At 54.6% G+C, this 26,400-nt stretch carries 19 protein-coding genes; 18 read left to right on the top strand and 1 reads right to left on the bottom strand.

The window, feature by feature from the left end; genetic code table 11:
* Window position 1 precedes the first annotated feature (1 nt).
* Complete coding sequence (locus tag IDH45_RS24175; RefSeq protein WP_190930708.1) at window positions 2-1,141, top strand: toxic anion resistance protein; 1,140 nt, start codon at window positions 2-4, stop codon at window positions 1,139-1,141.
* Window positions 1,142-1,417: 276 nt separating this feature from the next.
* Window positions 1,418-5,095, top strand: coding sequence for a heparinase II/III domain-containing protein (locus tag IDH45_RS24180; RefSeq protein ID WP_223836926.1), 3,678 nt, complete (start codon window positions 1,418-1,420; stop codon window positions 5,093-5,095).
* Between the two features lie 2 nt (window positions 5,096-5,097).
* On the opposite strand, the gene IDH45_RS24185 is transcribed toward IDH45_RS24180, so the two are convergent.
* Window positions 5,098-5,958 (bottom strand): AraC family transcriptional regulator, encoded by an 861-nt coding sequence (locus tag IDH45_RS24185; RefSeq protein WP_223836927.1) that lies wholly within the window; start codon window positions 5,956-5,958, stop codon window positions 5,098-5,100.
* Between the two features lie 183 nt (window positions 5,959-6,141).
* Between IDH45_RS24185 and IDH45_RS34755 the strand changes: the two genes are divergently transcribed.
* The 16 genes from IDH45_RS34755 to IDH45_RS24260 all read left to right on the top strand — a co-directional run bounded on the left by IDH45_RS34755 (window position 6,142) and on the right by IDH45_RS24260 (window position 26,220).
* Entirely contained in the window at window positions 6,142-6,270 is a 129-nt protein-coding gene (locus IDH45_RS34755) for a hypothetical protein (RefSeq protein WP_263364858.1), read from the top strand.
* A gap of 279 nt (window positions 6,271-6,549) precedes the next feature.
* Complete coding sequence (locus IDH45_RS24190) at window positions 6,550-7,875, top strand: ABC transporter substrate-binding protein (RefSeq protein ID WP_190930711.1); 1,326 nt, start codon at window positions 6,550-6,552, stop codon at window positions 7,873-7,875.
* Between the two features lie 90 nt (window positions 7,876-7,965).
* Window positions 7,966-10,095 carry a hypothetical protein gene (locus tag IDH45_RS24195; RefSeq protein WP_190930712.1) on the top strand — a complete coding sequence of 710 codons (2,130 nt, stop codon included), beginning with the start codon at window positions 7,966-7,968 and terminating at the stop codon, window positions 10,093-10,095.
* A 106-nt stretch (window positions 10,096-10,201) separates the two neighbouring features.
* Window positions 10,202-11,245, top strand: coding sequence for a phosphotriesterase family protein (locus IDH45_RS24200; RefSeq protein ID WP_190930713.1), 1,044 nt, complete (start codon window positions 10,202-10,204; stop codon window positions 11,243-11,245).
* Window positions 11,246-11,258: 13 nt separating this feature from the next.
* The gene (locus tag IDH45_RS24205; protein WP_190930714.1) at window positions 11,259-12,044 is read left to right on the top strand and encodes an amidohydrolase family protein; all 786 of its coding nucleotides are present in this window, start codon (window positions 11,259-11,261) and stop codon (window positions 12,042-12,044) included.
* Window positions 12,041-12,868 carry an amidohydrolase family protein gene (locus IDH45_RS24210; protein WP_190930715.1) on the top strand — a complete coding sequence of 276 codons (828 nt, stop codon included), beginning with the start codon at window positions 12,041-12,043 and terminating at the stop codon, window positions 12,866-12,868. Before IDH45_RS24205 ends, IDH45_RS24210 begins: the two co-directional genes overlap by 4 nt.
* A gap of 40 nt (window positions 12,869-12,908) precedes the next feature.
* Window positions 12,909-14,432, top strand: coding sequence for a hypothetical protein (locus IDH45_RS24215; protein WP_190930716.1), 1,524 nt, complete (start codon window positions 12,909-12,911; stop codon window positions 14,430-14,432).
* 44 nt (window positions 14,433-14,476) lie between these two features.
* Window positions 14,477-15,682 (top strand): M24 family metallopeptidase, encoded by a 1,206-nt coding sequence (locus IDH45_RS24220; RefSeq protein ID WP_190930717.1) that lies wholly within the window; start codon window positions 14,477-14,479, stop codon window positions 15,680-15,682.
* A 17-nt stretch (window positions 15,683-15,699) separates the two neighbouring features.
* Window positions 15,700-17,769 (top strand): glycosyl hydrolase family 28-related protein, encoded by a 2,070-nt coding sequence (locus IDH45_RS24225; RefSeq protein ID WP_190930718.1) that lies wholly within the window; start codon window positions 15,700-15,702, stop codon window positions 17,767-17,769.
* A 470-nt stretch (window positions 17,770-18,239) separates the two neighbouring features.
* Window positions 18,240-18,689 carry a VOC family protein gene (locus tag IDH45_RS24230; protein ID WP_190930719.1) on the top strand — a complete coding sequence of 150 codons (450 nt, stop codon included), beginning with the start codon at window positions 18,240-18,242 and terminating at the stop codon, window positions 18,687-18,689.
* A gap of 333 nt (window positions 18,690-19,022) precedes the next feature.
* The gene (locus IDH45_RS24235; RefSeq protein ID WP_190930720.1) at window positions 19,023-19,862 is read left to right on the top strand and encodes an SMI1/KNR4 family protein; all 840 of its coding nucleotides are present in this window, start codon (window positions 19,023-19,025) and stop codon (window positions 19,860-19,862) included.
* Window positions 19,863-20,199: 337 nt separating this feature from the next.
* Complete coding sequence (locus tag IDH45_RS24240; protein ID WP_190930721.1) at window positions 20,200-20,526, top strand: ArsR/SmtB family transcription factor; 327 nt, start codon at window positions 20,200-20,202, stop codon at window positions 20,524-20,526.
* A complete protein-coding gene (locus IDH45_RS24245) occupies window positions 20,526-20,945 on the top strand; it encodes an SRPBCC family protein (protein ID WP_190930722.1) in 420 nt (139 codons plus the stop codon). The genes IDH45_RS24240 and IDH45_RS24245 overlap by 1 nt, the downstream gene beginning before the upstream one ends.
* Before the next feature lie 44 nt (window positions 20,946-20,989).
* Window positions 20,990-21,454 carry a phage tail protein gene (locus tag IDH45_RS24250; RefSeq protein ID WP_190930723.1) on the top strand — a complete coding sequence of 155 codons (465 nt, stop codon included), beginning with the start codon at window positions 20,990-20,992 and terminating at the stop codon, window positions 21,452-21,454.
* Between the two features lie 327 nt (window positions 21,455-21,781).
* Complete coding sequence (locus tag IDH45_RS24255) at window positions 21,782-23,104, top strand: efflux RND transporter periplasmic adaptor subunit (protein ID WP_190930724.1); 1,323 nt, start codon at window positions 21,782-21,784, stop codon at window positions 23,102-23,104.
* Window positions 23,101-26,220, top strand: coding sequence for an efflux RND transporter permease subunit (locus tag IDH45_RS24260; protein ID WP_190930725.1), 3,120 nt, complete (start codon window positions 23,101-23,103; stop codon window positions 26,218-26,220). The genes IDH45_RS24255 and IDH45_RS24260 overlap by 4 nt, the downstream gene beginning before the upstream one ends.
* The last annotated feature ends 180 nt before the right edge of the window (window positions 26,221-26,400 follow it).

Genomic DNA, 26,400 nt, shown 5'->3' on the forward strand with positions numbered 1-26,400 from the left:
GATGTCATTTTCAATGGAAGTCGCTAGTCCGGAAGAAATTAAGGCCGTGATCGAGCAAGAGGTACAGCCGGTACCCGAAGAAGTAGCGAAGCTGAAAGAACTGGCGGTTGCCAACGTTGCGGCGATCATGGCGCTTGATGTCGAGTCGCTGGAGAAGCGCAGGGAGATTCTCGTCTCGATCGAATCGTTCGGCATGAACTCGATGAGGGCGTCTTCGGAGAAAAATGCGCTGCTTCAAATATCCGTCGGGAATTTGTCCAAAATAGGAGATGAGGGCGGCCAAGTCGCCCAAGGCTTGACGGAGCTGCATATCCAGCTGAAGGATCTCGACCCGAGCCTGATCGATTTTGCCAAGACCGGATTTCTGGGCAAGCTGTTTAATCCGCTGCGTGCGTATTTCCTGAAGTACCAGAAAGCTGATTCGGTCATAGCCGATATTGTGATATCGCTCGATAAGGGCAAGACTATCCTCAAAAATGATAACACTACGCTGGAGATCGAGCAGCAGACGCTTCGGGATCTAACCAAAAAGCTGCAGAAGGAAATTCAGCTGGGGGCTTTGATGGATGAATCGATCAAAGCGCAAATCGAAACAGCCAAGCGGCAAAACGAAGACCCGGACAAAATCCGCTTCATCACCGAAGAAGTGCTGTTCCCGCTGCGCCAGCGGGTGATGGACCTGCAACAGATGCTGGTCGTCAACCAGCAGGGCATTATGGCCATCGAGGTGGTCATCCGCAATAACAAGGAACTGATTCGAGGGGTCGACCGGGCCAAAAATGTCACGATTTCGGCGCTGAAAATTTCCGTAACGGTCGCGAGCGCGCTTTACAATCAGAAAATCGTACTAAAGAAAATAGAACTGTTGAATCAGACGACAAACGAACTGATCGCCGGCACATCCCGCATGCTGAAAAATCAGGGGGCTGCGATCCAGAAGCAATCGATGGAGGCGAACATATCCGTCGATACGCTGAAGCAGGCGTTTGCCGACGTGTTATCGGCGCTGGATTCCATCAGCGTATACAAGCAGGAGGCGCTGCCCAGAATGCGTCAAACGATCGACCAATTCCGGACGCTGGCCGACGAGGGCGAGAAGCAGATCGTGCGTTTGGAAAAGGGCCACAAGCTGGGGTTATAGAGCGGGGCGGCTATATCTACCTGCGCATTTTCGAGTGAGGAACGCACTTCAGAGCAAAACCAGCACTTTTGTCGAACGGAATAATGAAATGCCGGCTGAACGTATGGCCGGCATTTTTTATTTTCAACAGCGGCCAAGTCGCAATTCGTAATGGAGCGATATTATGAAGTAACTCGTCGACACTGCCCCGGCGCTGGTTGTGATAAGGTTGGGATATCCGTTACGACGGAAAGCATCGGACAATACAAAGGAAGAGGGGATCCCGCTTTGCGGAACATGGCTAAACCGGCAATGGAGGTTGGAAGAACCGGTAAGGAAGGGCCGATCGCGGTCGTGGTCGGCCAGACCGACCGATGGTCGATCATTCCGCGGATCGGCGAGGCTCCTATCATCGACGGGAGTCTGGACGAGGCGGTGTGGAGCCAAGCAGCCCGAATTAGCGGTTTTCGGGGGATTTACGTCAATGAGCCTGTGAGCCCGGACGAGGACACGGAGGTGCGGCTCGCCTGCGACGACAGCTGTCTGTACTTCGGCATCACCGGAAGGGGAGACGACGGAGCACGCGCGGCGGCGGAGAGGATCGATATCCTCTTGTCCGCTCCGCAGCGGCCCGACCGCTTTTTCCATATTCCGCTGGACATCGCGACGGGACCGCGTGAGATGAATATGGTGTACGGGCACGGCGTCAAGTTTTTGGAGCAGCCTGAAAGCATCCGTTCCGCCTTGCGAAGCGGTGGCGAAGGCTGGACTCTGGAGGTTGCGGTTCCCATTGCTTCCGTCATGGACCGGGAGCCGCTGCCGGGTGACGAATGGCGAATCAATGTCATCCGCTGCTGCGGCATTGCGGCTCCGCGACCGCTCAGCTCGATCATTCCCGTACGGCAGTCCGCGATTATCGATCTGGGCCTGCCTACGTCCGGCTACAGCGTGAGAGTCGATGTGCTGCCGGAAGGCCGGATGAGCCGTCTTTACTGGCATCGGCTTCCCGGGAACGACGAGGCGTCCCGACCGGAGCCGTGGCTGCCGGTTCAGGCGGCACTGATCTATGGCGGATTTACCGATAAAAGATTGCTTTTGGATGCAGAGGAGCTTGGCGGCTGCGACTTTGCTTCCGTCAAATTGACATGGAGAATGCCTTCCGGCGAGCGGACTACTATCCAGGAATTCGAGGTGGATGCCGCAGCCGGCACCATATCATTCCGTCACCCGAAGCCGCTCGAGACCGGCTGGTATGAGCTTGAGATGAACGTAACGGACCGGATGAACCGGCAACGCCTCCTGCTGCTCTCTTTCGACAGCCAATCGCTTATCGAGGCCGGGGAAAATTTGTACGTCCCGCCTCCGGCGGCTGACTTGCGGATCGTAGTGGAGGAGGCGCCTTCAGAGGAGGTCGTCCGATTGCTGGAGCTGATTCCGCCGCAACCCGGTTTTATCTTCGGGGGAGACCCGGAGTGTCCGGAGTTGTATGCCGGTGACAAGCTGTTCCGTTGGGAACCTAGCGATCCATTTGCGCTTGTTTCGCCCCGTACGGGAACAAGATATCCGAACGACCGGTTCCCGGAGGACAAGGCATTCGTCGTTCATAACCGCAAAGGTGAAGAGGTGCGTGTACCGTACTACGAAGACGCAGACGGCAGGCGTTATTCAATGACCGGGCTGCTCTGGTACGAGCAGAAAATATATGCTTTGAATCAGACAAGCAAGCTGGCCAAGTATGACCCGCTGGGAGCCGCGAGGTTGTTGGACCGGTGGGCCGATGCATACGCGGGCTGGGTCCCGACCAACGATTATCCTTGGGGTTGTTATCCGACGGAAGGGAATGCCGGTCCGCCTTATCATTATTGGGGGGGCGTATGGTCCCGCTGGTCGACCTCCGATCTCGGGGAGCTGCGGCATTTGGCGGAGGCGTACGCCGAAGTGAAAAAGACGAATGCATTCGAAATATTGAGCGAGGAGACCGGCGTCGATGCCGACCGCAAAATTGTGGAAGGCATGTTCCGGCCGTCGTATGCGTTTTTCGACAGCTTTTCGAACGGGAATCATAATAACGATTACCACAACTGGATCGGACTGATCGCGCTAAGCCGCGCTACCGGACACCCTCGATACATTCATCAGGCTTTGGAGCGAATACGGTTGTTCGTGGCCGGCCGCTTTTTGTTCGACGGCTTCTTCGGCGAAGTATGCGTATCGTATCATCTCCAGTCGATTGGAGGGCTTCAAGCCGCTATCGAGGCGGCAAAAGGGTGGACCGATCCGGGAGGCTACGTCTCGCCGCGTTCCGGTCAAAGAGCGGACGATCTCGACTTAGAGCGCGATTATCCGGCTCTGCATGCTTTCAAACGCGTTATCAGCGGTATAACATATCCGAACGGACATTATTACCCGATCCAGGATACATGGGCGTTCAGCAAATCGCGATCACTGGATCCGGCCGGAGCATCGTTATTTCTGCCTGCGTCTGGCATCGCCAGATTGACGCTGGGCTCGGGAGAGCGTCAAATACAGCTGTATATGAGCTGCGTGCCGAAATACGGCCACGACCATCTCGATCCGCTCAATCTGGCGCTGTTCGCCTGCGGGCAGGAGCTTTTGCCGGATATCGGCTATACACATACGCTGTACCGGCAATGGACGAGATCGACGATGTGCCACAATACAGTTATCGTAGACGGCAAAGATATGGACCGGAACAGCGGCGTCGACGGCGGCAGCTTGCGCTTGTTCGCGTCGGTTGGTGCAGACGTGCAAATGATGCGGATGAATCAGGAGAACGCGTATCCGGATCTGCGGGAATACGGCAGAGAAGCGTGGCTGATCGGCTTCGGCGGCGGAACCTGCGCAACAGGCGGAACGGTCGAGCGGCCTGGTTATGTGGTCGACTTATTCCGGATACGGGGAGGCACCCGCCACGAATACACGCTGAACGGGGATGCCAACCGCGACAGCGTCATGGAACTAAGTGTGCCGATGAGGCCGTACGGTCTTCGTCTGCTTCCTCCGGGAACGAAAGTAACGCCGCCGACTGGCGAATTGGAGCAAGGAGATGCCGAAGGTCAATATTACGGTTATATGTACATACAGGATGTACAAAAAGCGGAAACCGGGAGAGACGGATATGAAGTCACGCTCCGAACATCGGGAGAGGGCCGGCTGAAGGTGATCGGACTGAACGGATCAAGCGGCTCCGGGGAAAGAAGCGAGTTGTTTCTCGGCAAAGCTCCATCGCTGAGGGCTACCCGACTACACGATAAGTCGATGGATAACAACGTCGAGGCGGTCCGCTATTCGATGCCCAAGATGGTAGTCCGCAAGGAAGGTGCAGATCTGAGTAGCCGGTTCGTCCATGTGATGGAACCGTATTCCGAAGGCAGCGATCCGCGCATTCGGCGCGCGGAACTGCTTCAGCCGGAACAGGGCGGGGGAGGAGATGTCGCGCTGGCTGTAGCTTACGGCGGTACAACGGATATTATACTCAGTTCGGGCCCCGCCGGTCTGCGGCAGCCTCTGATAGTAGGCGATATAAGCTTGTCGGGCGGCATCGGCTTCATCCGGATCGAGAACGGGGAGGTCGCTCAGATGGTGCTGATCGGCGGCACGTTGCTGAGCAAGGGTGAGCTCGCAATCCATGGAGACGGACCGGCGGAAGGGGTTATCGATAGTGTGCTGCGCAAAGCGGACGGCGATCCGGTTGACGCTCTAGTCACTGGCGCGGCCGTTCCCGACGATGCGGCGGGGAACTGCGTCATCGTGACTCACCCGGACGGAAGCGCGAACGGGTATCCGATTCGGGACATCGTACGTGAGGAAGGACGGACGCTTCTGCTGATCGAAGGCACGGACCCGGGTTTTACGATCCGCGAGGACGGTAGCTCGGACATGAAGTTTTATCCTTTCAAAAAATGGAACGGGCCACACCTTTTCCGGATCGACAATGTTGTCCGGCTCCGATGACATCACGTACGCAGCGGCGGCTGCGAGCGGAATTGGCCGGGCGTCATCCCCATATGTTTCTTGAACGCCTGGCAAAAATACGAGAAGTTCGTGTAGCCCGACCGTTCTCCGATTTCTTGAACAGACAAGGAGGTTGTCTGCAGCAGAAGTGAAGCTTGTTTCATTCGGCGGATCGTCAAAAAATCGGTAATCGTCTTGCCGGTCGTTTTCTGAAACAAGTAAGAAACATGGTTCGGCGACATATGGGCGATTTGCGCGAGCGCCTCCAACTGGAATTCCTCCTGGTAATGCTCGTCGATCCATTTCAGGATGCGCACGACGAATGGATCGACCGACGGCCGCTGGACATCTGCCTCGCTATAGGACTGCCAGATGGGCTGGATATACTGGAAAAACGACAGCAGAAACAATGCGTTCCGCTCCAGATCGTCGATGACGGGACGCGACCGGAAGCGTTGATCGAAGTCCCGGACCCAGTAATCCAGCTTTTCGGGAGCAAGCAACTGCTGAATTTGCAGAACGGAATCGGAGTGAAGTAAGTAATCGTGAAATTTATAAAGCGCGGGAAACGGTTTCAAAAATTCCGAGAAATAGCTCGGACTGTACTTGAGCAGCGAACGGACATAAGGCTGCCCCGGGCCGACCTCCATCTGCTGGTAGTGCGGCTGAAACGGCCGGAAGAAAAGCAGGGAGCCGGACTTCACTTCGTACAGATGCTGCTCGACGATCACTTGCCCCGCGCCTTCGTGTATATAAAAAATTTCGGCGCCGGGATGGAAATGGAACACTTCCTTGTAGGGCGCGGCCCGGTCTACGACGAGCTGAAGCTCGATTGGACGTTTCAGCGTATCCGCAAATAGCATCAATTTTCGCCTGCCTTCGATCAATTCGTAATTGAGCAACATTATAGCAGATATACGGAAGGCCGACACTCCAAATTAACGCAACAGGGATGGGCCGTCCTAAAACAATCAAGGGGCAGCCGTTCACGGATCGGCTTAGCGGCGAAGTTGTGTCAAATTATGATTCAGGAGTCGCAGGAAGCGGTGGAAACAAACGTTGGGCAAGGGGAAGGCTGCCGACTGATGTCGGTGGTCTTCTCTTTTCTGTCGTTCCATCTGCGCGATGAAGACGGCATGGCGACCGGAAGACGAGGCGTACCAGGCGGGAAATGATCCGGTCGAACCGTAACGAGAAAGGAATGCGGCGGGTGTGGACAAGGGGGAGACACTCAGGTACGTCACAGTTCGAGGAGCGTCCAGATTCGTAATTGAACAACATAGATTCGTGGCTGAGCCAAACCGTGCTGTCATTAATCGTGGTACGCTTGAAGCGTCGAAAGTGCGGTCGCTTTAGCCGGCGTAGTGCCCGGGCGGGCATCTGAAATGTGGAGACAGCCGCCGGTCGTCTAGGCATCGCGTTACATTCGAATAGGAACCATAGGGGGATCGGATATGGTCAAAAAAACGTTGCATTGGAGCTTGGCCGTCATCGTGCTGGGGACCGTCCTGACGGCTTGCTCGGGAGGACAACCGGGGAGCGGCAAAAGCGAAGGGTCGTCGTCGGGCGGGAAGGAGGTGGAGAAAAAGGAACCGGTCGAGCTCGTCTTTTACATCACCTCGAGCGGGTGGTCGGAAGAGCGGTTTATGGAGGAGTACGGAAACGCCGTCGTCGCGAAGTATCCCCCTATGAAGCTGAAGTTTATACCCTCTGGCAAAGGAACGCTAATTCCGGAGCTGCTCGCCGGCGGTACGACGATCGATGTGGTGATTTCGTCGATCGGACTCACCCAGGCGCAAATACTGGACAACAATCTGCAGTACGACCTGACGGGTCTGATCCAGTCCCGCAATCTGGACCTGAACCGGTTCGAACCGACGACGATTGAGCTGATCAAGCTGTTTTCGAACGGGGGGATCTACGGATTGCCACTGAACAATACGGTCGGCCTGCTGACCTACAACAAAGACTTGTTCGACAAGTTCGGCGTACCGTATCCGAAGGACGGCATGACTTGGGATGAAACGTACGAACTGGCCAAGCGGCTGACCCGGGTCGAGAATGGCGTGCAATACCGGGGCTTCATCTCCTCCGTCGCCCATATGTCTCAAATCAACCAGCTCTCGGTTCCATACGTCGATCCGAAGACGGACAAAGCTCTATTCGATCTTGACGACAGATGTCAGCGCTTTACTTCCGATCTGGCCCGGTTTTATCAAATCCCCGGCAATGGGGTGGATGCGAAGACGGTCAGCTTGACCGAGCAGTACAAGGCGTTTACGGAAACGAAAACGGTGGCGATGATGGCCCATATCGGCACGCCGGGAGCGGAATTCCAGGCGAACTGGGATATGGTGACCATGCCGGAATACAAGGAACGCCCCGGCTACGGACCGCAGCCGTATCCGACGTATACGTTCGTGACCTCGTCGAGCAAAAACAAGGAGGCCGCCTTCGATGCCGCCGCCTTCCTGGCATCGGAGCCGTTCCAGAAGACGATGTCGAAGAGAGGGCTTATGCCGGTGATGACCGACAAGACGGTCAAGGATGTATACGGGCAGGAGACCGACTATTTGAAAGGTAAAAATCTGATGGCACGCTTTCCGAAGCAGCTTGCCGCTCCAATGCCGGTGACGCCTTACGATGCGATAGCCAAATCGAAATGGACGGCGCAAATGGACAAGTTGATACAAGGGCTGATCGATGTGAACACCGCGCTGCGGGTAGCGGCGGAAGAGACGAATAAAGCGATAGAGGCCGAGAAGGCGAAGAAAAAGTAAAGCTTTAGGCAGGCGCCTTTGCGGTCGCGAGATCCGCTTCCGGTAAAAGCAAACAGGATAAAGATAGTTATTTGTGGAGGGAACCAACTGATGAACCAAGCGCAGCAAAAGCACGAAATGTTCATATGGACTCCATTGATCGGCTTCGACAAGGAGCGGACGGATAAGGGAGTCGCCGACTATTACTCGACGATCGGCTTCAAGCCGGACGGGATCTCCCTGTTTCTGTTCAGTCCCGATATCGTTCATCATCATGAGGACGGCATGGAGCGGGAACGGGTGCTTCCTCCGGACAACTGCAACTACTATGGCAATGTCCGCAACGAGATTCGGGATATCCAGGAATGGACCAATTTTGAACTGAGGGAACTTGTGGCGGGGCTGGAGAGCCGCGGGGCCGAGACGTACATGGGCCTTATGGGCGTGTATGTCGATAAAGATCCCCGGCATCCGAGCCATTATAATACGGGACATCGCGAGTGGCTTGCCGATCATAAGGAACTGATGGGGGTGTGGACGATCGGCACCGCGAGTTTGCACGTGCTGAAGCGTTTCAAAGACGGCACGTATTACGAGGATTTTTTTCTCGCCAAAGTTCGCCGGGCGCTTCATGATTACGGCTTCTCGGGCTTGCACGTAGCCGACAACTTCTGTCCGCCGGGCTCAGGCGGCTCGGCGAAAAACGGCGACTATTCCGACGATATGATCGACCAGTTTACAGCACATACCGGCATTAAGCTTCCAGCCGAAATAAGCGCCTCCGTCGATGACAGGGACCGGGAGGGCATCCAAAAACGCGGAGCGTACATCTGGAACCGGTACAAACGGGAATGGCTCTCGTTTTTGACGTGGCGCTGGGCGGCCTTCTGGGAGAAAGTGTGCCGGGGGCTGCACGAGGACGGCAAGAAGGTGATCGTCAACAATGCCTGGTGCAGCGAGCCGTTCGAGGCGATTTACCGCTACGGGATCGATTACAAGAAGCTGTATGAGGCCGGGGTCGATTATATCGCCGCCGAATCAGTGGCTACCAGCGTGCATATGGCCAGGGAGCTGGGCCCATATCGCCTGTACAACTATATGACGATGCCGACGTTGATGAAGGCTTACGCTCCCGAAGGCAAGCTCATTTGCCTGAACGGAGTGAAGGATTCGACCGAGGAATGGAGCACCGTGGGCCATTTTGCTTCCAATGTGGAGCGGGAAATCTATTCGCTGACCCACTATTTCATCCATACGCGGGACGGCTTGAAGCGTTCGATGGACGGCTTCCTCGTCTGTCTGGGAGACGGGCTGACACGGGAGGAGTGGGCATGGCTGAGAGAACGATGGGATATCGGCTTTGCCGAGCTTCCCCGGACCGTATTGACTCCGACGTTCATCTGGTCAGATCACGCGATGCACGAGCTTTTACTTGACTATATCGAGACAAAGCGCTGGTCGATGCACAAGACGATTTACGAATTCGCCAAAGCCGGCGGCCAGATCGGGGCCGTTGCCCGCATCGAAGATTTGGACATCGTGTCCGGTCCGATTTTCATCCCGAACATCGATCTGATGTCCGAAGCGGAAATCGGGCGCATCTCGGCTTATGACCGCGGACCGGTTATTTGCACGAGTCCGTCTGATCGCCCGTTCCGATTGCCCGGTTCACCTGAGCCCGACATTACTTTCCAGGATCCGATCGCCGGCTTCAAGATGCGCATTTCCGGCTACCGGATGGGCTATCTCGATTATGCCGATATTACGGCGAGTCTGGGCGAAGACGACGGCAGTCCCGATGTGGAAGGAGATCCGCGTTATGCGGAGGATCCGGGGATATGGCGGCTGGACCTCATCTACCGCAAAGCGTCGAGCGGATTCGTACAAGCGTGCGGCAAGCTGCTGCGGGCAGCTTATGTTAGTGGGGGGGAACTTTCTGCTGACATCGAGCACCCGCTGCTGCCGATGCAGATGAGCGACGGGACGATCCGGCTCCTGATCGGAAACGACAACCGGCTGCAATACCGGCTGCCCGTCGTAAGGACGAAGCACGCCGTCAAGCAGGTCGCGAGCAAAAGCAAATTTCCGGCGCTGCCCGTCAAGCTGGTCGACCGGGAGGGCCGCACGATCCTGCCGCGTTCAGACCGCTCGCACGAATCGATTGTGAACGGCGGCTTTATCGCCAAAATCCCTCCCGGCGGAATGACGATCTTCGACGTCGCGCTGGCGGACGAGGAATAAGGCTGGCAGCGCCGGTAACGAACATTCAGCGATCGAAGCGGCCAAAGCGTCGCAAAAGCAGCTTACGGCACGTTCAAGGAAGGAAAGAAAACAGGAGGCCATCCAGATGTCCGTCATGACTGTAACCGGCAAGGTGAATGCCGATAGCTTGGGTTGGGTTCTGCCGCACGAACATGCTTTTATCGACCTGAGACCGCTAGTGTCTGCGCCGCAGAGCATCTCGGCCAAAGTTCTGGCGAGACAGAACGTATCCCTCGCCAACTCGGGTGCGCTGCGCCGCAATCCTTATGCCGTACTGGACAATGCGGTGATCGACGACGAAGCGGTGATCCTGGAGGAACTGCTTGCGTTCAAACAAGCCGGAGGCACGACGCTGGTCGACCTGACCTTACGGGAGATCGGCCGCGACCCGGTTTTGCTTGCCCGTCTGTCGCGGACGCTCGATATCCGCATTGTCGCCGGCTGCGGCTACTATATCAAAGCGACGCATCCTCCCGATATGGACGAGAGATCAGTCGAGTCGATCGCGGAGGAAATGCTGACCGACATTCGGCACGGTATCGACGGAACCTCGATCAAAGCCGGCGTCATCGGCGAAATCGGCACAAGCGAGATCATCTACCCGAACGAACGCAAAACGCTGGTCGCCGCAGCCGCCGTGCAGCGGGAAACCGGACTCGGCCTGCACGTGCATACGGACTTGTGGGCAAGGAACGGATCCGAGGCAATTCGCATTCTTGCCGGGCACGGAGCCGATCCCGGTAAGATATGCATCAATCATATCGATGTCGATATCCGGCTCGATTATTTGAAGGAACTGCTGGACCAAGGCGTCTACATCGAGTTCGACAACTTCGGCAAAGAATTTTATGCCGACCGCAGACACCGCAGCGTATTAAGAGGGTTGTTCGCCCGGGACATAGACCGGGTGCGTGCGATTAAAGCTTTGATCGACGACGGCTACGGCCCCCGCCTGCTCGTATCGAACGATGTATGTCTGAAAACCTGCCTGCACCGCTACGGCGGATGGGGATACGATCACGTCATCACCAATATCGTCCCGATGATGGAGGACGAGGGCATAACGCCGGAGCAGATCCGGATGTTGTATTGCGACAACCCGGCGGCATTTCTGGACGACGGGAAATAGGAAGAGGTGTCTCATGAAATGGATTGATTGCAGCTGCGGGATTGGCTATAGAACCGTCAATTCCGACATCGTCAATCACGAGTTTTTCCTGATCCGGGAACAAGTCGAGCAAGCCCGTCATGCGGAGGAACTGCTGGAGACATTGGACTTCTGCGGCATTGCGGGCGCAGTCGTCTACCATGCGACGATGATCGATGTCGACCCCGGCTATGGAAACGCTAAGCTGATGGAGGAAACGGCCAAAGCACCGGGGCGGCTTTTCCCGACCTGGACCATGTTGCCTGCCATCACGGACGAGGCGTTTGCTCCGGAACCGCTGTTTCAGCGGATGAAGCAAAACGGCGTACGACTGCTGCGGGCTTATCCGGAGCGCAATCGCTATTTGTTGAACGCGATAACGATGGGAGAGCAGCTCGATGCGATTGCTGCGGCGCGTATCCCGCTGTATTTGTCACCGAGTACGGGATGGGAGCACATCTACAGCGTGCTGGAGCAGTTTCCCGAGTTGACGGTGATCGTCCACAATTACGGCCTATGGAGCCACGCCCGCTTTTTGTACCCGCTGCTTCGCACATACAGCAATGTATACATCGAGTGCGGCGATATGCAGACAGCCGGCGAATTGAAGCATATATGCGGCAAATTCAGCTCGGAGCGGATTTTGTTCGGTTCCGATTTTCCAAGCAACAACATAGGAGGCCCGCTGGCAACCGTAATCGGATCAGGGATCGGTCAAGCGGACATCGCGAATATCGCCTTCGGCAATATCGAGCGTTTACTGAGCGAGGTGCGGCTATGAATCATGCAGGCATCAAAATGACGAATCCGTCGAAGCTGGCTGAGGAGTTTGTGGAGACCGGCAAGCTGAGTAGTCTGTCGATCATCGATATGCACACGCATATGGGTCCGTTTTACGGCACTTTTTTGCCGGAGGCCGGATTGGATCGGATGATCCGCATGATGGACGCGGAAAACATAGAATGGATCATTTCCGCTCCCCACAGCGCCCTGTTCGATCCGATTGCCGGCAACGGCGAGATCGTACAGGCGATGGCCAAGCATCCGAAGCGCATATTCGGCTACTATACGTTTAATCCGAATTACGCCGACGGGCTGGAGCGCGATCTCGCCGATTTCGACCGGCATCCGGGGTACGTCGGGTTCAAGCTTTTGCCGGATTACCACAAGTACCCGTTAACCGGGGCAAAGTTGACGCCGCTATATGAATTCGCGAGCGACAGAGGATTGCTGCTGCTCTCGCATACATGGGGACATAGCCCGTATAACCCGCCGCGGATGATCGAAGAGCTGGCGCGCCGGTACCCGAGAATCAAGTTTCTGATGGGACATTCGGCTCCCGGCGAATGCGACCGGGCGATCGAGCTTGCGGCGGAGCTGCCGAACGTGTATCTGGAGCTGTGCGATACGTTTCGGCTGAACGGGGTCGTGCGCAAGATGGTGCGGGCCGCGACCTCCGAGAAGGTGCTGTTCGGCACCGACATGCCGTGGTACGATCCGCACTACGGCTTGGGCTGCGTCTTGTTCTCGGGCATCGACGACCGGGAGATTGCCAATATTATTCATCACAATGCCATGCGTTTATTGGGGGAAATCGGCAAATAACAGAGGCAACTAAAGCTGCATTTGGAGAGGGAGGAACGGTATGAGTGAGACAATCCACGCAAGACCGGAAGCGTCAAAACCGGGAGGGCTGGAGGTGATCGAATCGTTTGAGGTCGCCAAAGGAAACGTGTTCGGCGATTTGCTGAGCAAGAGGTCCGAACCGCGCACATTGAAGGTCGGTCTGGTGACAGTCGGATTTTTTGAATATTGGCGAATGTTTCCCGCTTCTTTTCATGAAGAGGTCCGCCAGGATATGACGCTTGTGTACGAAAACCTGAAACGGCATGTGAAGCATGTCGTCTGGCCGGGATTGGTTCATACAATCGATACGGCGGATGCGGCAGGGCGGCGGCTGAAGGATGAACAGGTCGATCTGGTCGTATATGTGGCCGGCACATACTGCCCGGACTATATGGCCATCCAGGTGTTGTCCCATATCCGGGAAGTCCCGGTCCTCCTGTTCAATACCCAGGGGTCGGATCGCATCGATTTGTCCGGAAGTTATGCGCACATGATGCGCAACAGCGGTCTGATCGCGAATACGCAGCTTGCCGCTACCTTTCGCAAAATGGGCTGGTACCCGGACTTGAAGGTGGTTGTAGGCGCGCATCAGGAAGAGGCGGCTTATGCCGAAATCGGCGCTTATGTGCGTGCATACGAGACGTATGTCAGTTTGCAGAGTTTGAATATCGGCGTTATCGGCCATGTATTTCGGGGGATGTACGATTTCGAGTACGACAAGACGATGATCAAGGGGACGCTCGGACCGAATGTCATCTCGATCCAGGTGGACCACCTGCTGCGGCAGTTCCGGGATGCCGAGGAAGACGATATTCGCGATACTGTCTCGGCGACGAAAAACCGTTTCAACATTGTCGGTTTAGGCGACGACGATATCGAGCGCTCGGCGAAGTTTTACTATGCGCTGCGCAGTACGATCGAGAGGTTCCGGCTCGATGCCGTCACGCTGCTCGGCCAGCACTATACCGAGGAGAAGACGGGCACGACGCCGTATTTGGCCAACACGATGCTGCACGAGGAAGGCCGGTATGTGGTTAATACCGAAGGCGATGTGCACGGCCTGATCATGATGTGCATCATGAATCGGCTGACCGGACAGACGCCGGCGTTTGCCGAGTGGGGGGAATACGACGAGACGCTGAACGCGATCCTCATGATCCATCACGGCTATGCCCATACGGACTACGCGACCGATCGCGGCACGATTAAAGTGAATCGTTCACCGGAGCAGTGGGGCTTGGCGGGGAAAGGATTCGGCTTCGAATATACGCTGAAGCCGGGCGTCGTTACTCTCGGGCACCTGATCAACGATGCGGAAGGCTACAAAATGCTGATCGTCCGCGGCAAGACGCTGCACGTCCCGGACAATATCCCTTGCGAAGAAATTACGGCGCTGATCCAACTGGAGAGTCCGGTCAAATCGTTTCTCGCCGCGTTGATCAAAGAAGGGTTTGCGCATCATTGCATCATCGCCTACGGCGATCTGAGCGAGGAACTGAGCCAGATTGCACGTTTTATGAACATCCGGGCATGCATGTACTGAAGGTCCGACAAATCTCTAATTTAACCGATGAAGGAGCGAACACGATGAGTGCCATTCCGGCCGAAGAATTCGCGGCAAGAGCGGAAAAGCTGAAGCAGTTGATGCGAGAAAACGATATCCAGGCATGCTTGATCTACGGGGACGAGTATCGCAAAGAAAACTTGCGCTATATGAGCAATTATTGGCCGTTGTTCGAGCGGGGGGCGGCGATCGTACCGCAGGACGGCGAGCCGATCGTGATCGCGGCGCCCGAGGGCGATATGCTTTGCCGCGAAATGTGCACATGGACGGATATCCGGCTGCTTCCCGAATTTACGTGCGTAACCGTCCCGGAGCAGATCGATTATCCGTTGGCGCAGTATACGAGCTTGCGGGACATTTTTCGGGAGCTGGGCGAAAGGCATCCGTTGCGGCGCGTAGGCATAGTCGGCATGGACGCGATGCCGGACTCCCTGCTTCATACGATCGAAAACAGTCTGGGCGGCGTCGAAACCGTCGATGCGGGACATCTGCTCTTCAAGCTGCGCATGACGAAAAGCGAGCATGAAATAACCTGTCTCCGGCAAGCGGCGGCGATTGCCGACGCCGGCTACCGGCTGATGATCGAGCGGGTGAAGCCGGGGATGACGGAGCTGGAGCTCGCTTCACTCGCCTACGGCGAATGCACCCGGTTGGGGGCGGAATGCTTGCCGTTCTGCGTGTTGACGAGCGGCGAGCGGGTGAAGACGATTATCGGCAGGCCGACGAACAAGGTCATCGCGGACGGGGATATGATTATGGCTGCGATTGCCGTGCAGGTCGAAGGCTACGTAGCCACGATCGGCTTCCCTTTCGTCGCCGGCGGGATGAGCGGGGAACAGCGGGCGTTTATCGATACGCTGGTGGAAGCCGAGGAGTTGGCTTTGTCAAAGCTTAAAGCGGGCGCTAAGCAAAGCGAACTGGTACGCGCAGTCAAAACTTATTTTGCCGACAAAGGCGTTACCAAGTACGACCTGTATCCGCCGCTTCATGGCTGCGGACTGTCCGAAGCGGAATCGCCGTACCCGGATGAGCATGCCGTCGCTGTCTTCGTAGCGGGCATGACCGTGAATACGGATGTCAGCCTGTTCGGCCACCCGCACGGTTCGAATCGCATCGAGGAAAGCTTGCTTGTCACCGAAGACGGCTATGAATCGATGTCGAAATTGGTGCGGGAATTAAGCGCCGAGTGGCGGAACAAAACGGATTCATCCGGCGTAGTCGTCAATTAAACAAGGAGGTATCGTCGATGACGGATGTGACAAGGGCAGGGACGGAGTCGGAACAAAGCACGGCGGAGGAGCGGATGAACACGATTCTCACCCGAAGAAAGCTACTGGCTTCGTTCGGGATAACGGGGGCGGCGTTCGCGACGGCGGGGCTGCTGCCCGGAGGGGTCCGGGAGGCGGCCGGTCAAAGTGTCGGGAAGTCCGTCTACGGCAACGGGAACCCGCACTGCGACGACTGCGTTCGGGACATTACGCTGGCTGAATTGAGAGCGACTCCGGATACGACTGAAGGATATGTGTACTATGTGACCGATGCGGGACAGGACGGACATTATTACTACGATCCGGGCGACTCCACTTCATCCGACGATACGGGGGGCGTCGTCGTCTCCAGTACGGGCCAGCGGTTCAAGCGGATCATGCCGGACGGGACGGTCAACGTGAAATGGTTCGGCGCGAAGGGCGACGGCACGACGAACGATGCTGCTTCGCTAACGCTTGCAATTTCGTACGCGTTGTCGACCGCCTCTTCGACCAGCAAGCCTACGCTTTATTTTCCGACTGCTGTGGGATATGCCGTAGACTCGACGGTGACCATTCCCGCTAACATTCATGTGACCATGGAAGCGCCGCTCATCTATATGGGAACCGCAAATGTCGCGTGCATGGAGATCGGCGGCACCGCTTCGATCAACGCGCTGCTGACGTTAAAGCTGAATGTGCAGCGTGCTGCCCAAGCAGATTGGCAAAGCGAGGACAGCGTCGGTATCCGGCTGATCAATTGCTACTCCTCCGACATTCATATTGTCGAAGCGAGAGGCTTTACGATCGGCGTCCAATGCCTCGGCGCTTCGGCCGGCTTCGTCTACAACGAAGTGCATCTCGGCGCGTTGACGAACAATAAAATCGCAATCGACCTGACGAATCGCAATGCGGGAGGGGGCGTCGGCTGGTGCAACGAGAATGTGTTCCTGAACGGCAGGATCTGGTGTGCGACTACGGCTAACCCCGGCAAAGGCCGTATCGGCGTGCGTATTACGTCACAGGACGGAACTTATACGAACAATAACAACAATGTGTTTTACAAGCCGAGCTTCGAGCTGCGCGCGGTCCGGGCAAATCCGCAGGAGTCGCTGCCGATTCTGATCGAGCATGGGACGGTCAATTTCTTCACGGACATTCGCAACGAAGGAAATAGTCCAGTTACGATCCGCACGTTGAACCAGTCGAGCGCCAACGAGCTTCAAGCCGGGTACGGCACCGCGAAAGCGGACGATTTGTCCCAGTACCCGTCTACTGCCGTGAAATCCCGGCTCGGCCGGTTGATCGAATTCAACGCGATGATCTTCAACTCCGGACCGCTCCATCGGAAAGCATGTTATTACGACGGGGACACGGCCGTCCATATTCCGGGCATCGGCTTTGGTTCGTTTCAGACGGCGGACGTCTACCCCGCTTACCGACTGGGACTGCATGCGGATTATGTGGCTGTCCAAGGCTCAACATACGGTGCTCCGGGCGTGTTCGTCGATACGTCGAAGTGCAAAAGGTTCGTCGTCAAACAAGACAGCGAACCGGGATACGGGGGACGCATCCATATCGTCTGCTATGATGCTTCCGGGCAAATTTTGTCGCATCCGGGAGGTACCAATCCGGAGGCTTACGTCAAAACGTATATAAACCGGACCGTTTTCTGGCGAGGTTATTTCGGCGGCAGCTACTCGACCGGCAGCGACAGCGTAGAAGATTTGTACTTCGCCGTGACCGATGCGGTGAAAAAAGTGAGAGTGTTGTTCTGGCGAGGAAGCGCCGACTTGCGGATCCGCTCGTTCTCCCTGTATGCCGTGGACAGATATTCGCCGGCTGTCTGGTCCGGCTACGATGAGCCCGCGGGCGAGCTGAATATCGGGATAACCGCGCCAGGTGCCGGAGAGTGGGTAAAAGGCAAAGTTGTGGTTAACGCCGATCCGGTGACGGTAACCGGAACGGGAGGGCCTTATATCGTAGCGGAGTGGCGGAAGATGACGACAGGCAGCGCAAATGTACTGGGCACGGATTGGCTCGAACTGCGTACGCCGGTCGGCCTGTGATGGGCTATTCGGAGTAGCGGAGCAAACCATGCAACGAAACGAACATCGAAAGTAGTTAAAAGGGTCTGTATTCTTTCCGGAGTTGAGCGGCTCTTCGTCTACGTGCAGGACCATGTGGAGCCGTGCCCTCGCAGCGATTGCCAACAATATGGAATGGAGCTAAGAAAACCGGCTGGCTGTGTGCCTCCGGTTTTTTTAGCGTTGCAGGGGCGTTGAACAATAAAGAACAGGAGCGAATAGCGGAAGTAAAAAAAAGTTTTTGCGCTCACGTATCGAATGACCATTATTTTTCGTTATTACAGGTAAGGATGTTGATTTAAGGAACGATTTCAACGGCACGTTTCATATGGGGATATTCTAAAAGATCCGTTTCTGTTTCGGATTCGGGACCCCATTGGTAATGTGATCATCATACATAAAGGGAAATATTGATCTGAAAAATAGCTATTTTAGTAGGGAGATTGTAGAGAATGCTGATCAATAAAACGAATGATGCGGATGTGAGCGGTTACTGCTGCATGAGATTTCCGGTCACGGATTTGAAGACGTCGGTAGATTTTTATTGCAATGTGCTGGGCTATGAATTAAAATCGGCTGATTATCAGTTTGGAGAGGCGCATGTTGCATTGAAGAAAGGGAACGGGCCGGGTATTTTTTTAATGGAAACCAAACCGGAGGATGTCACTCCATTGAAGTTTGTATTTCCCCGTTCGTTCTTTATCACAAACAACACGGGACACGTGACGATGGTGGAGTTGCTAACGAACAATTTGCTCGCTTTGCATGAACGGATCATACAAGCCGGGGCTCAAGTAGATAGAGAACCCGTATTTACAAGTGCTTTCGGTTATTTCACCTTTTACGATCCGGACGGCCACTATTTTCGGGCGGTTGAAGAAAAGGCTTGTATGACGACTTGAAAACAAAGAATGTGATTTCAACAATTAAGCGAAGAACAAACTTATCGAGGGACAAGCTTTATAAATCTGTTTTATCGCATTTTTGATTTAAAGGATATAAGTTCTTGTCTTTGACTGAGGACAAGAACTTATATCCTTTTGCTGCATCTGGACATGAACGTGTATTCGCACCCGGAGGTCAATGCTTGAAATCTACATGCGCTGAAGAGCCGTTTGATGAACCCGATTAGTTGAATGAAACGGGAGGATAGTGTTATTACAATGTTGAATACTGAAGAATAGTTACCAGCACGATACGAGATGGAGACGAGGCTACGGCGAGGAGGAGCTCATATGGAAGATGCAATGTTAACCGGTACATATATGGTAGATAATTGCGGTAAAAAGGAATTTTCCGGTACGTACTTTTCATCCGAAGTATTGAATGAAGGCAAGGACGGTAAAGCTCCGAAGTTGGTTCAAAATCACGGGGCATCTGACGAAGAAATCCGGAATATGGAACAATGGTTGAAAACCTTAAGCTGCATCGTTCACGGCGGCGATAATTCCCCTAGCTGCACGGAAGAACAAATCGAAAACGCGGAACAACGGTTAGGACTTGCATTTCCGGCCGAATTACGCAACTATTATCGTACTGTTGGCAACGATCCACTACTGAGGACCGACGGAAATACGAAAAAGAAAGACCGGTATTTGCCAATTGACGAAATTCATGTTTCGGACGGAAATATCGTCTATCGGATGAGAAAAAAAGATCCCTTTGCATTATCGGCGGTCAAAAGACAAATAATGTTCAGGGACAATGAAGCATGGTACTGGGAACCCCATATGGAATCATTTTGTGAAAATGTCATGATTACAGCGGCGATCTTCGCCATCAGTCACATGAAGCATTCCGCCAAAGGCCGATTAAAAGGCGAGCTGGTTTCATCGTTGCAGGCGAGAAAGCTTGCGGAACAACAATTTAGCCGTACATTCCAGGCATTGGACACGTATTACCATCCGTTTTGCGCACTTTTCTATAACGAGCGAGAACGCAGACTAGCCTGGTTCCGTTCCAACGGAATGATGGCTGATATACTGATCGGGACGCAAACAGCGAAAGAAATCGAAGATTTTGGGGAAAAACACGGAAATATCAAATTCAAGTATAATACGGTTTCGCATCTCTAGCAGGTTGCCGATGATGAACTCGTCAAACTCTATGAAGTAAGTGAAGTCTGATTCTAAATATATAGCGGCAGCCATGGGCGGGAAAATAAAGTCCTAGACTGCCGCTGTTTGATTATCATAGGGTCAGAAATAACGGCAGCCCCTGTGTTATGCCGGGAACGGTAAGTTTAAAATTGTTGTTGACACGACACCAAATGGTGTCCTATAATCAATACGACACCAAATAGTGTCCGAACGTCGCGAAGAGCCGAAGATTCAAGAAGGGGGAGGTAAGACTGGCCGTTCATCCCGTCAAAAGATTTCCGCTCCGGAAATATAAAGGTTTGGAGGGGGTGCTATGAGCGAGAATAACCAGTTGCGTGACGTTTTTGACGCGATTGCAGACCCGACAAGGCGCCGACTGATTCACCTATTGTCAGAGGCGGAGGAGCTGCCGCTTCATGAGTTAACGGTACATTTTCCGATGGGCCGTACAGCGGTATCCAAGCATTTGACCATTCTTAAAGAAGCCGGACTGGTTCTCGACCGGAAGGTCGGCAGAGAAACGCGATTTCGGCTAAACGCTTCTCCACTCCGAGAAATTCAGGATTGGGTCACTTTTTACAGCAAATTCTGGAGTACCAATATGTTGCGATTAAGCCAACTACTAGAGGAGGAAGAATAATGAGTTTAACGTTAACCCTCGATTTCCAATACACAACAACGCTTGAGAAGCTTTGGTCCGCCTTAACCGATTCAAGCAAGCTTGCCAAGTGGGTGGCTAATATCCATACCGGCGAGGGGATGGAAAATAATTTCAAACCCGTCGTAGGACACCGTTTTCAGTTTCGCACGCAGCCTAACGAATATTGGAATGGGATTATCGAAGGTGAAGTGCTAATCGTGGAGGAGCCAAACCGATTGTCCTATACGTGGGCCAGCGGAGAGAAGCATACCGTCACCTGGACGCTGCATGATTTAGGGGACGGGAAGGTGAACCTTCATCTCGAACAAACCGGAATCTCCAACGCTCAAGCACTGGGCGGCGCCAAGTACGGATGGGGGAAATGGTGCGGCGAGCTTGAAAAGATGTTAGAGCGGTAATCATATTCGGTGCAAACATAGCCAGGATCCGAGGAGAGATGAAAATGTCCTATATCGTCGATTTCAAACAAGTATCTACGGTCGGTTTAGAGTCTTCACCTGTTGCAGAAGCGCTTGCCGGGTTGCGTGCTAATGAAGCCCGATACTTTATGAACAAATACAAGCACCCTTTTACCGTTGTACCGGCTAGCGAAAGCCAGGATACTCTTGATTATGTGAACCGAATTTTGAAAGAAGAGCGTGGTATCGAGTTTTCCAGCAAACCGTTAGAAACTTCGCGTTTTCAAGTGGAAAATATCCAAATGGCCTACGTTTTTTATGAGGACGGTCTTGGGGTTAACGTCATGTATACGGTTGATGATCCCAAGAAGCGGGCTGTTGGTTTTAAGCTTTCTGTAGGGATGGAGGTACCCCAGGAGCTGGAAGGGAAGTTCAAGTTTGCAAGGCAAAATTCGAAACTGGCTGGAACAATCCGTGGCTCGTTTTTTGTAATTAAAGGCGAATATTAAGCGCTGATACGGTTACCTCTGCCCGTTCTCACTACAACCAAATCGCATCCCTGGCTTCGATCCTATTGATCGAGGCTTTTTCGTTTGAAGTCGAAGTCTTAGACAAGGCTCAGATTGGGAACATATTTACTCAAACTCAAGCCCTAGGAAGTCGGATGTCAAACCTTAGTATAAAGAAGAAACAGAGAGCTCACTTGGAGGTGAATATAAAAAGTTTCGAAATAATGAACAAGTATCGAATAAGATGACGAGTCCATATCATTACATTATAATGGAACTGGAGTTCCAATCACGCAGGACTACAAGTTTATAGAGAGAGGTAGAGAAATGGATGACTGGAAATCGAATCGTAGGAAGAAAATTTCGCTTTCTGTACTGACCTGGGGGGTTGTGGCGTTACTTTCGAGCGCTTGCTCGATTCAAGCAGGGAATGAGGATGCGGAAATCATTGCCGCGAACATACAGACGGTTGAGGTGATTACGGTGCAGCCGGAGCCTGTTCTGGATCGGTATGCGCTGGCAGGCACCCTGCAATCGGTGAAGGAGGCTGTCGTCTCTTTCGAAGTGGATGGCCGGGTTACCGAGACTTTCGTACAAGCGGGGGACGTCATTAAGGCGGGAGACGTTCTGGCGTCGCTCGATGCATCGAATTACAAGTTTCAATTGAATCGGGCGGAAGCCGCGATCGGGCAAGCCGAAGCGGCAGTCCGTCAGGCGGAGGCTTCCGTCGCAGCCGCGACGGTGGGTGTAGAGAATGCGCGGCAATCGAGGGACGTCTTGAGTAAAAACGGAGAGGCGCTTACCCAGGAAGCTTTTCGCAAAGCGACGTACGAATTGAACAAGGTAGAGTCTAGCTATAAAGACGGAAGCGCTTCGGAGACGGATATGAACAACGCGCGTTTGGCCTACAAACAAGCGGAGACCAACTATCTCAACGCGAAGGCGCAAAGCGAACAGTCGTCGTCAGGCGTCACGTCCGCTGAAGCGACGCTGGCGCAGGCACGCGCGGGACTCGAGCAGGCCAGAGCGGCTGGGCGGGAAGCGCTTGTAGGACGGGATCAAGCACAGATGGCCGTCGACAAGTCTTCGCTTCTCTCCCCGATCGAGGGCGTCGTGCTGGAGAAGTTCGTCTCGGCGTGGCAACTGACGGGCGGAGGTCAGCCTGCTTTCCGGATCGGCGACATGACGCAGTTGAAGGTCGTGCTTCCCGTACCGGATCAAGAAATCCGCAAATGGACCGTCGGACAAGAGGTGGCGCTTACGTTATACGGAGAGTCCCGGAATGGGACGGTCAAAAACGTGTATCCTACAACGAACTCAAGCACCGGGTCAGTGAACGTCGAGGTGCTCGTGCCGAATGCGAAGGCGGACTGGCTGCCGGGACAAGTCGTGAAGGCTGCACGAACGTCGACCGGAGAAACGGGGATTCTCGTCCCTGTCGAGGCGGTCGTCAGTACAGGCAGCGAACCCTACGTCTTCAAAATGGTCAGCGGCAAAGCGGTGAAGACGAACGTCACGCTCGGAGAGCTTACAAACAATCGGCTTCAAGTGACTTCAGGCGTTTCGTCAGGCGATCAAATCGTCACCAAGGGGGCGTACAAATTGTTTGATGGCGATTCGATCGCGACAGCCGGGGAGCGTGCCAAGTGATCGAATACGTCATCAAAAAACGGAAAATTACGCTGCTCTTTCTCCTGATGGCGCTGATCGTAGGCTTTTTTGGATTTTCCCAGCTGCCGCGCCAAGAAATGCCGGACGTCGTCATTAAACAGGCGCTCGTGACGACGATCTATCCCGGAGCGGCTCCGGAGAAGGTCGAGCAGACAGTTACGAAGGTCATCGAACAGAAGATCAAGGAAATTCAAGGCATCAAAACGATCACCTCCACTTCGCATAACGGGTACTCGTCCATTCTGGTGCAGGCGGACGACGATGCGGATGCGGCTAAGAAGTGGGACGAGCTGCGCAAAAAGGTGCAGGATGCCCAGGCGGGCTTGCCCAAAGACGCGGAAGCGCCAGTCGTCAATGACGATCTCGCCAAGTCGTTCATCGAGCAATTCGCGATTACAGCCGATCGCCCGGAGGAGCTTCATAGTTTGGTCGATCTGATGGTGACGTGGAAGGATCAGCTTCGCACCGTGCCCGGTGTCGCGGGCGTCGACATCCGGGGGCTGCCGGAGCGGGAAGTCCGCGTCGAGGTGGATGCGCAGAAGCTTGGGCAGCTCGGCATCCCTTGGGAGCAAGTGCTGAACTCGCTGCAAGGCTATAACGATCGTGTCCCGACAGGCAGTCTCGATTTCGGAAGTCGCGAGTATTTGCTGACAGTGCCGGAGGCGCAAGAGGCTCAAATCTTGAACCGGGTCATCGTCACGCAAACGCAAAGCGGTTCGCCGGTTTATTTGCGAGATATCGGGAGCGCGACGTTCACGTATAAGAAAACGGACTATTATGCGTATTACAATGGAAAACCGGCAATCACGATCAGTTTGAACAGTGAAACGGGCAGTGACGTTCCTACGATGAACCGGCTTGTAAACGAAGAAATGAACAAGCTGGCTCCCAGCTTGCCCGGACATCTGAAGCTGGAGTCGCTGTTCGCTCAAAACGATCGGGTCAATGAACTATTTGCCGAGCTTAGCAAGGAGCTGTTAATCGCCATAGCGGCGGTTATCCTGATCTGTACACTCGGACTGAATCTGCTTACTTCGGCAACTGTGGCGCTTGCGATTCCGTTTTCCATCGGACTCGGGTTCATCTTTTTGCCGGCGCTTGGCATCACCTTGAATCAAATTTCCATCGTCGGCCTCATCATTGTACTCGGACTTCTGGTCGACGACGCCGTCGTCGTTAATGACAACATCGAGAGGCGAATGTCGGCGCTCGGGGAAAGTCCGGCCGTCGCCGCAGTTAACGGGACGAAAGAGGTGTCGATCTCGATTCTGACCGCGACTCTTGCGACGATCGCCGCGTTCGCGCCGCTGTTGTTTTTGCAGGGCGACATCGGCGCCTTCATCAAGCCGATTCCGACCGTCGTTTCGCTGACGATGCTGGCGTCCATGGTCATGTCGCTCACGATCATTCCGATCTTCCGAGGCTGGTACGATGGAAAGCGCCAGAAGGCGGGGCAGTTTAAGCAAAAACCTTCCGGGTTCCTCGGGAAGCAGTTCCAAACGGTAACGGGCATCTATGCGGGACGGTGGATGGCCAAGGTGCTGGAACGGCCGCTCATTACGGGGCTGGCCGGTCTGCTGATCGGCACAGCGGCGTACTCGCTTGCCTTGTTTACGCCAATCGAGCTGTTCCCGGATTCGGAACGGCCGGAAGCGACGATCAACATCCGGATGCCGGCGGGAACCTCCCTTGTTGAGACTGACCGGGTCGTCCGTGAAATCGCCGATTGGGTCGTGTCGCAGCCGGAAACGGAGCGAATCACGTATGCGGCCGGCGGAGGCGCCCCGACGTTGTTCAGCGACATCGCATCCGGATCTCCACCGTCCAGTCCGACGACCGGGCAGCTCCAGATTATTGGGGTCAAAGACAAATTCGACCGCGAAACGACGGTAGGGGCCTGGCAGTCGCATCTGAACGCCGCATACCCGGGTGCGAATCTCAGTATCCATGTCCCGCAGCTCGGTATACCGGTCGGTTCGCCGGTATCGATCCGTCTGAGCGGCGAGAACTTGAGTGAGCTTCAGGCGATGGCCGACGAAGTGAAAGTTGCGGTCGCCGGCGTCCAGGGCACAGTGAACGTGATGGACGATATGGGGATCGAGCGGTACAACCTGACTTTTCAGCCGAATCAGGAAGCCATGGATCGCTATATGGTCAGCTACAACGACTTGACCCGGACCTTGCTGCTGGTCGGCCAAGGCTTAACCGTCAGCCAATTCGACACCGGACGGGAGCTTGTGGACATCAATCTGTATGTGGCTAAGAACGAGGCCGAGCCGAATGTATTGTATCAACAAGTGCAGGTGACGAACGCCCAAGGCCGTCAAATCCCTTTGTCGCAACTGACGACAATGGTTCCCGGGTTCTCGATCCCGCAGATCAATCGGTATAACCTCGAGCGGACTGTAACGATTACCGCCGACGTATCCGGCCGGACTGCGACCGAAGTAATGGCCGAGGTGCAGAAAAAGCTAACGGACCTCAAGTTCCCGGACGGCTACGAATGGAGTATCGGCGGTGAAACGTCGGAACAAGCGGATATATTCGCGAGTCTCGGCAAGCTTTCGATCATCGTCGCCTTCCTGATCGTGCTTCTGATGACGATGCAGTTTTACTCGCTTTCATTGCCGCTGCTGATCATGACGACCGTGTACCTGGCTGCGGCCGGAGGGATTCTTGGCATTTTCTTGACAGGTATGCCGATCGGTTTCATGAGCATTATGGGCATTATATCCCTTGCGGGTGTCGTCGTGCGGAACGGGATCGTTCTTATCGAGTTTATCGAGGAAGCGCGTCACCATGGAATGGAGCTGAAGGAAGCTGTTATGCAGGCCGCGTCTGCCCGCTTCCGTCCGATTGTGCTGACATCGCTCACGGCGATCGTCGGTATGATTCCGATCGCGACGATCGGGGATATTTTGTTCCGTCCGCTTGCCATGACGATTATTTTCGGGATGATTTTCTCGACGATCTTGACGCTGTTCGTCGTGCCGTCTCTGTATATGGTGCTCGCGAACTTGAAATTGAAACGTAAAGAAAAGCTGAATGAGCCTAAACCTGCTGCGAATTCCTTCACGCAGAGCTCCGGCAGCTGAGAATGAAACGGTCCTGGGCGAAGGGGTTAAACCGTTGAGGCGGAAGCGATCATAAATCACAATCGTTTTCCCAGGAAGGGAGGGCCCCATAAGCAGGGGCGCTCCCTTTTTATTTTCAAGTCGCAGCACGAAGGAGGTTAACAATCAAGCTATATGGAACGGCTACCTATGGGAAGTTCA

Source organism: Paenibacillus oceani, from assembly GCF_014705615.1.
In the GTDB taxonomy this organism is placed as follows: Bacteria; Bacillota; Bacilli; order Paenibacillales; family NBRC-103111; genus Paenibacillus_AB; species Paenibacillus_AB oceani.

Coding starts and splice junctions, on each gene's coding strand:
- IDH45_RS24175 (WP_190930708.1), top strand. CDS start 2: ATGTCATTTTCAATGGAAGTCGCTAGTCCGGAAGAAATTAAGGCCGTG.
- IDH45_RS24180 (WP_223836926.1), top strand. CDS start 1,418: ATGGCTAAACCGGCAATGGAGGTTGGAAGAACCGGTAAGGAAGGGCCG.
- IDH45_RS24185 (WP_223836927.1), bottom strand. CDS start 5,958: ATGCTATTTGCGGATACGCTGAAACGTCCAATCGAGCTTCAGCTCGTC.
- IDH45_RS24190 (WP_190930711.1), top strand. CDS start 6,550: ATGGTCAAAAAAACGTTGCATTGGAGCTTGGCCGTCATCGTGCTGGGG.
- IDH45_RS24195 (WP_190930712.1), top strand. CDS start 7,966: ATGAACCAAGCGCAGCAAAAGCACGAAATGTTCATATGGACTCCATTG.
- IDH45_RS24200 (WP_190930713.1), top strand. CDS start 10,202: ATGTCCGTCATGACTGTAACCGGCAAGGTGAATGCCGATAGCTTGGGT.
- IDH45_RS24205 (WP_190930714.1), top strand. CDS start 11,259: ATGAAATGGATTGATTGCAGCTGCGGGATTGGCTATAGAACCGTCAAT.
- IDH45_RS24210 (WP_190930715.1), top strand. CDS start 12,041: ATGAATCATGCAGGCATCAAAATGACGAATCCGTCGAAGCTGGCTGAG.
- IDH45_RS24215 (WP_190930716.1), top strand. CDS start 12,909: ATGAGTGAGACAATCCACGCAAGACCGGAAGCGTCAAAACCGGGAGGG.
- IDH45_RS24220 (WP_190930717.1), top strand. CDS start 14,477: ATGAGTGCCATTCCGGCCGAAGAATTCGCGGCAAGAGCGGAAAAGCTG.
- IDH45_RS24225 (WP_190930718.1), top strand. CDS start 15,700: ATGACGGATGTGACAAGGGCAGGGACGGAGTCGGAACAAAGCACGGCG.
- IDH45_RS24230 (WP_190930719.1), top strand. CDS start 18,240: ATGCTGATCAATAAAACGAATGATGCGGATGTGAGCGGTTACTGCTGC.
- IDH45_RS24235 (WP_190930720.1), top strand. CDS start 19,023: ATGGAAGATGCAATGTTAACCGGTACATATATGGTAGATAATTGCGGT.
- IDH45_RS24240 (WP_190930721.1), top strand. CDS start 20,200: ATGAGCGAGAATAACCAGTTGCGTGACGTTTTTGACGCGATTGCAGAC.
- IDH45_RS24245 (WP_190930722.1), top strand. CDS start 20,526: ATGAGTTTAACGTTAACCCTCGATTTCCAATACACAACAACGCTTGAG.
- IDH45_RS24250 (WP_190930723.1), top strand. CDS start 20,990: ATGTCCTATATCGTCGATTTCAAACAAGTATCTACGGTCGGTTTAGAG.
- IDH45_RS24255 (WP_190930724.1), top strand. CDS start 21,782: ATGGATGACTGGAAATCGAATCGTAGGAAGAAAATTTCGCTTTCTGTA.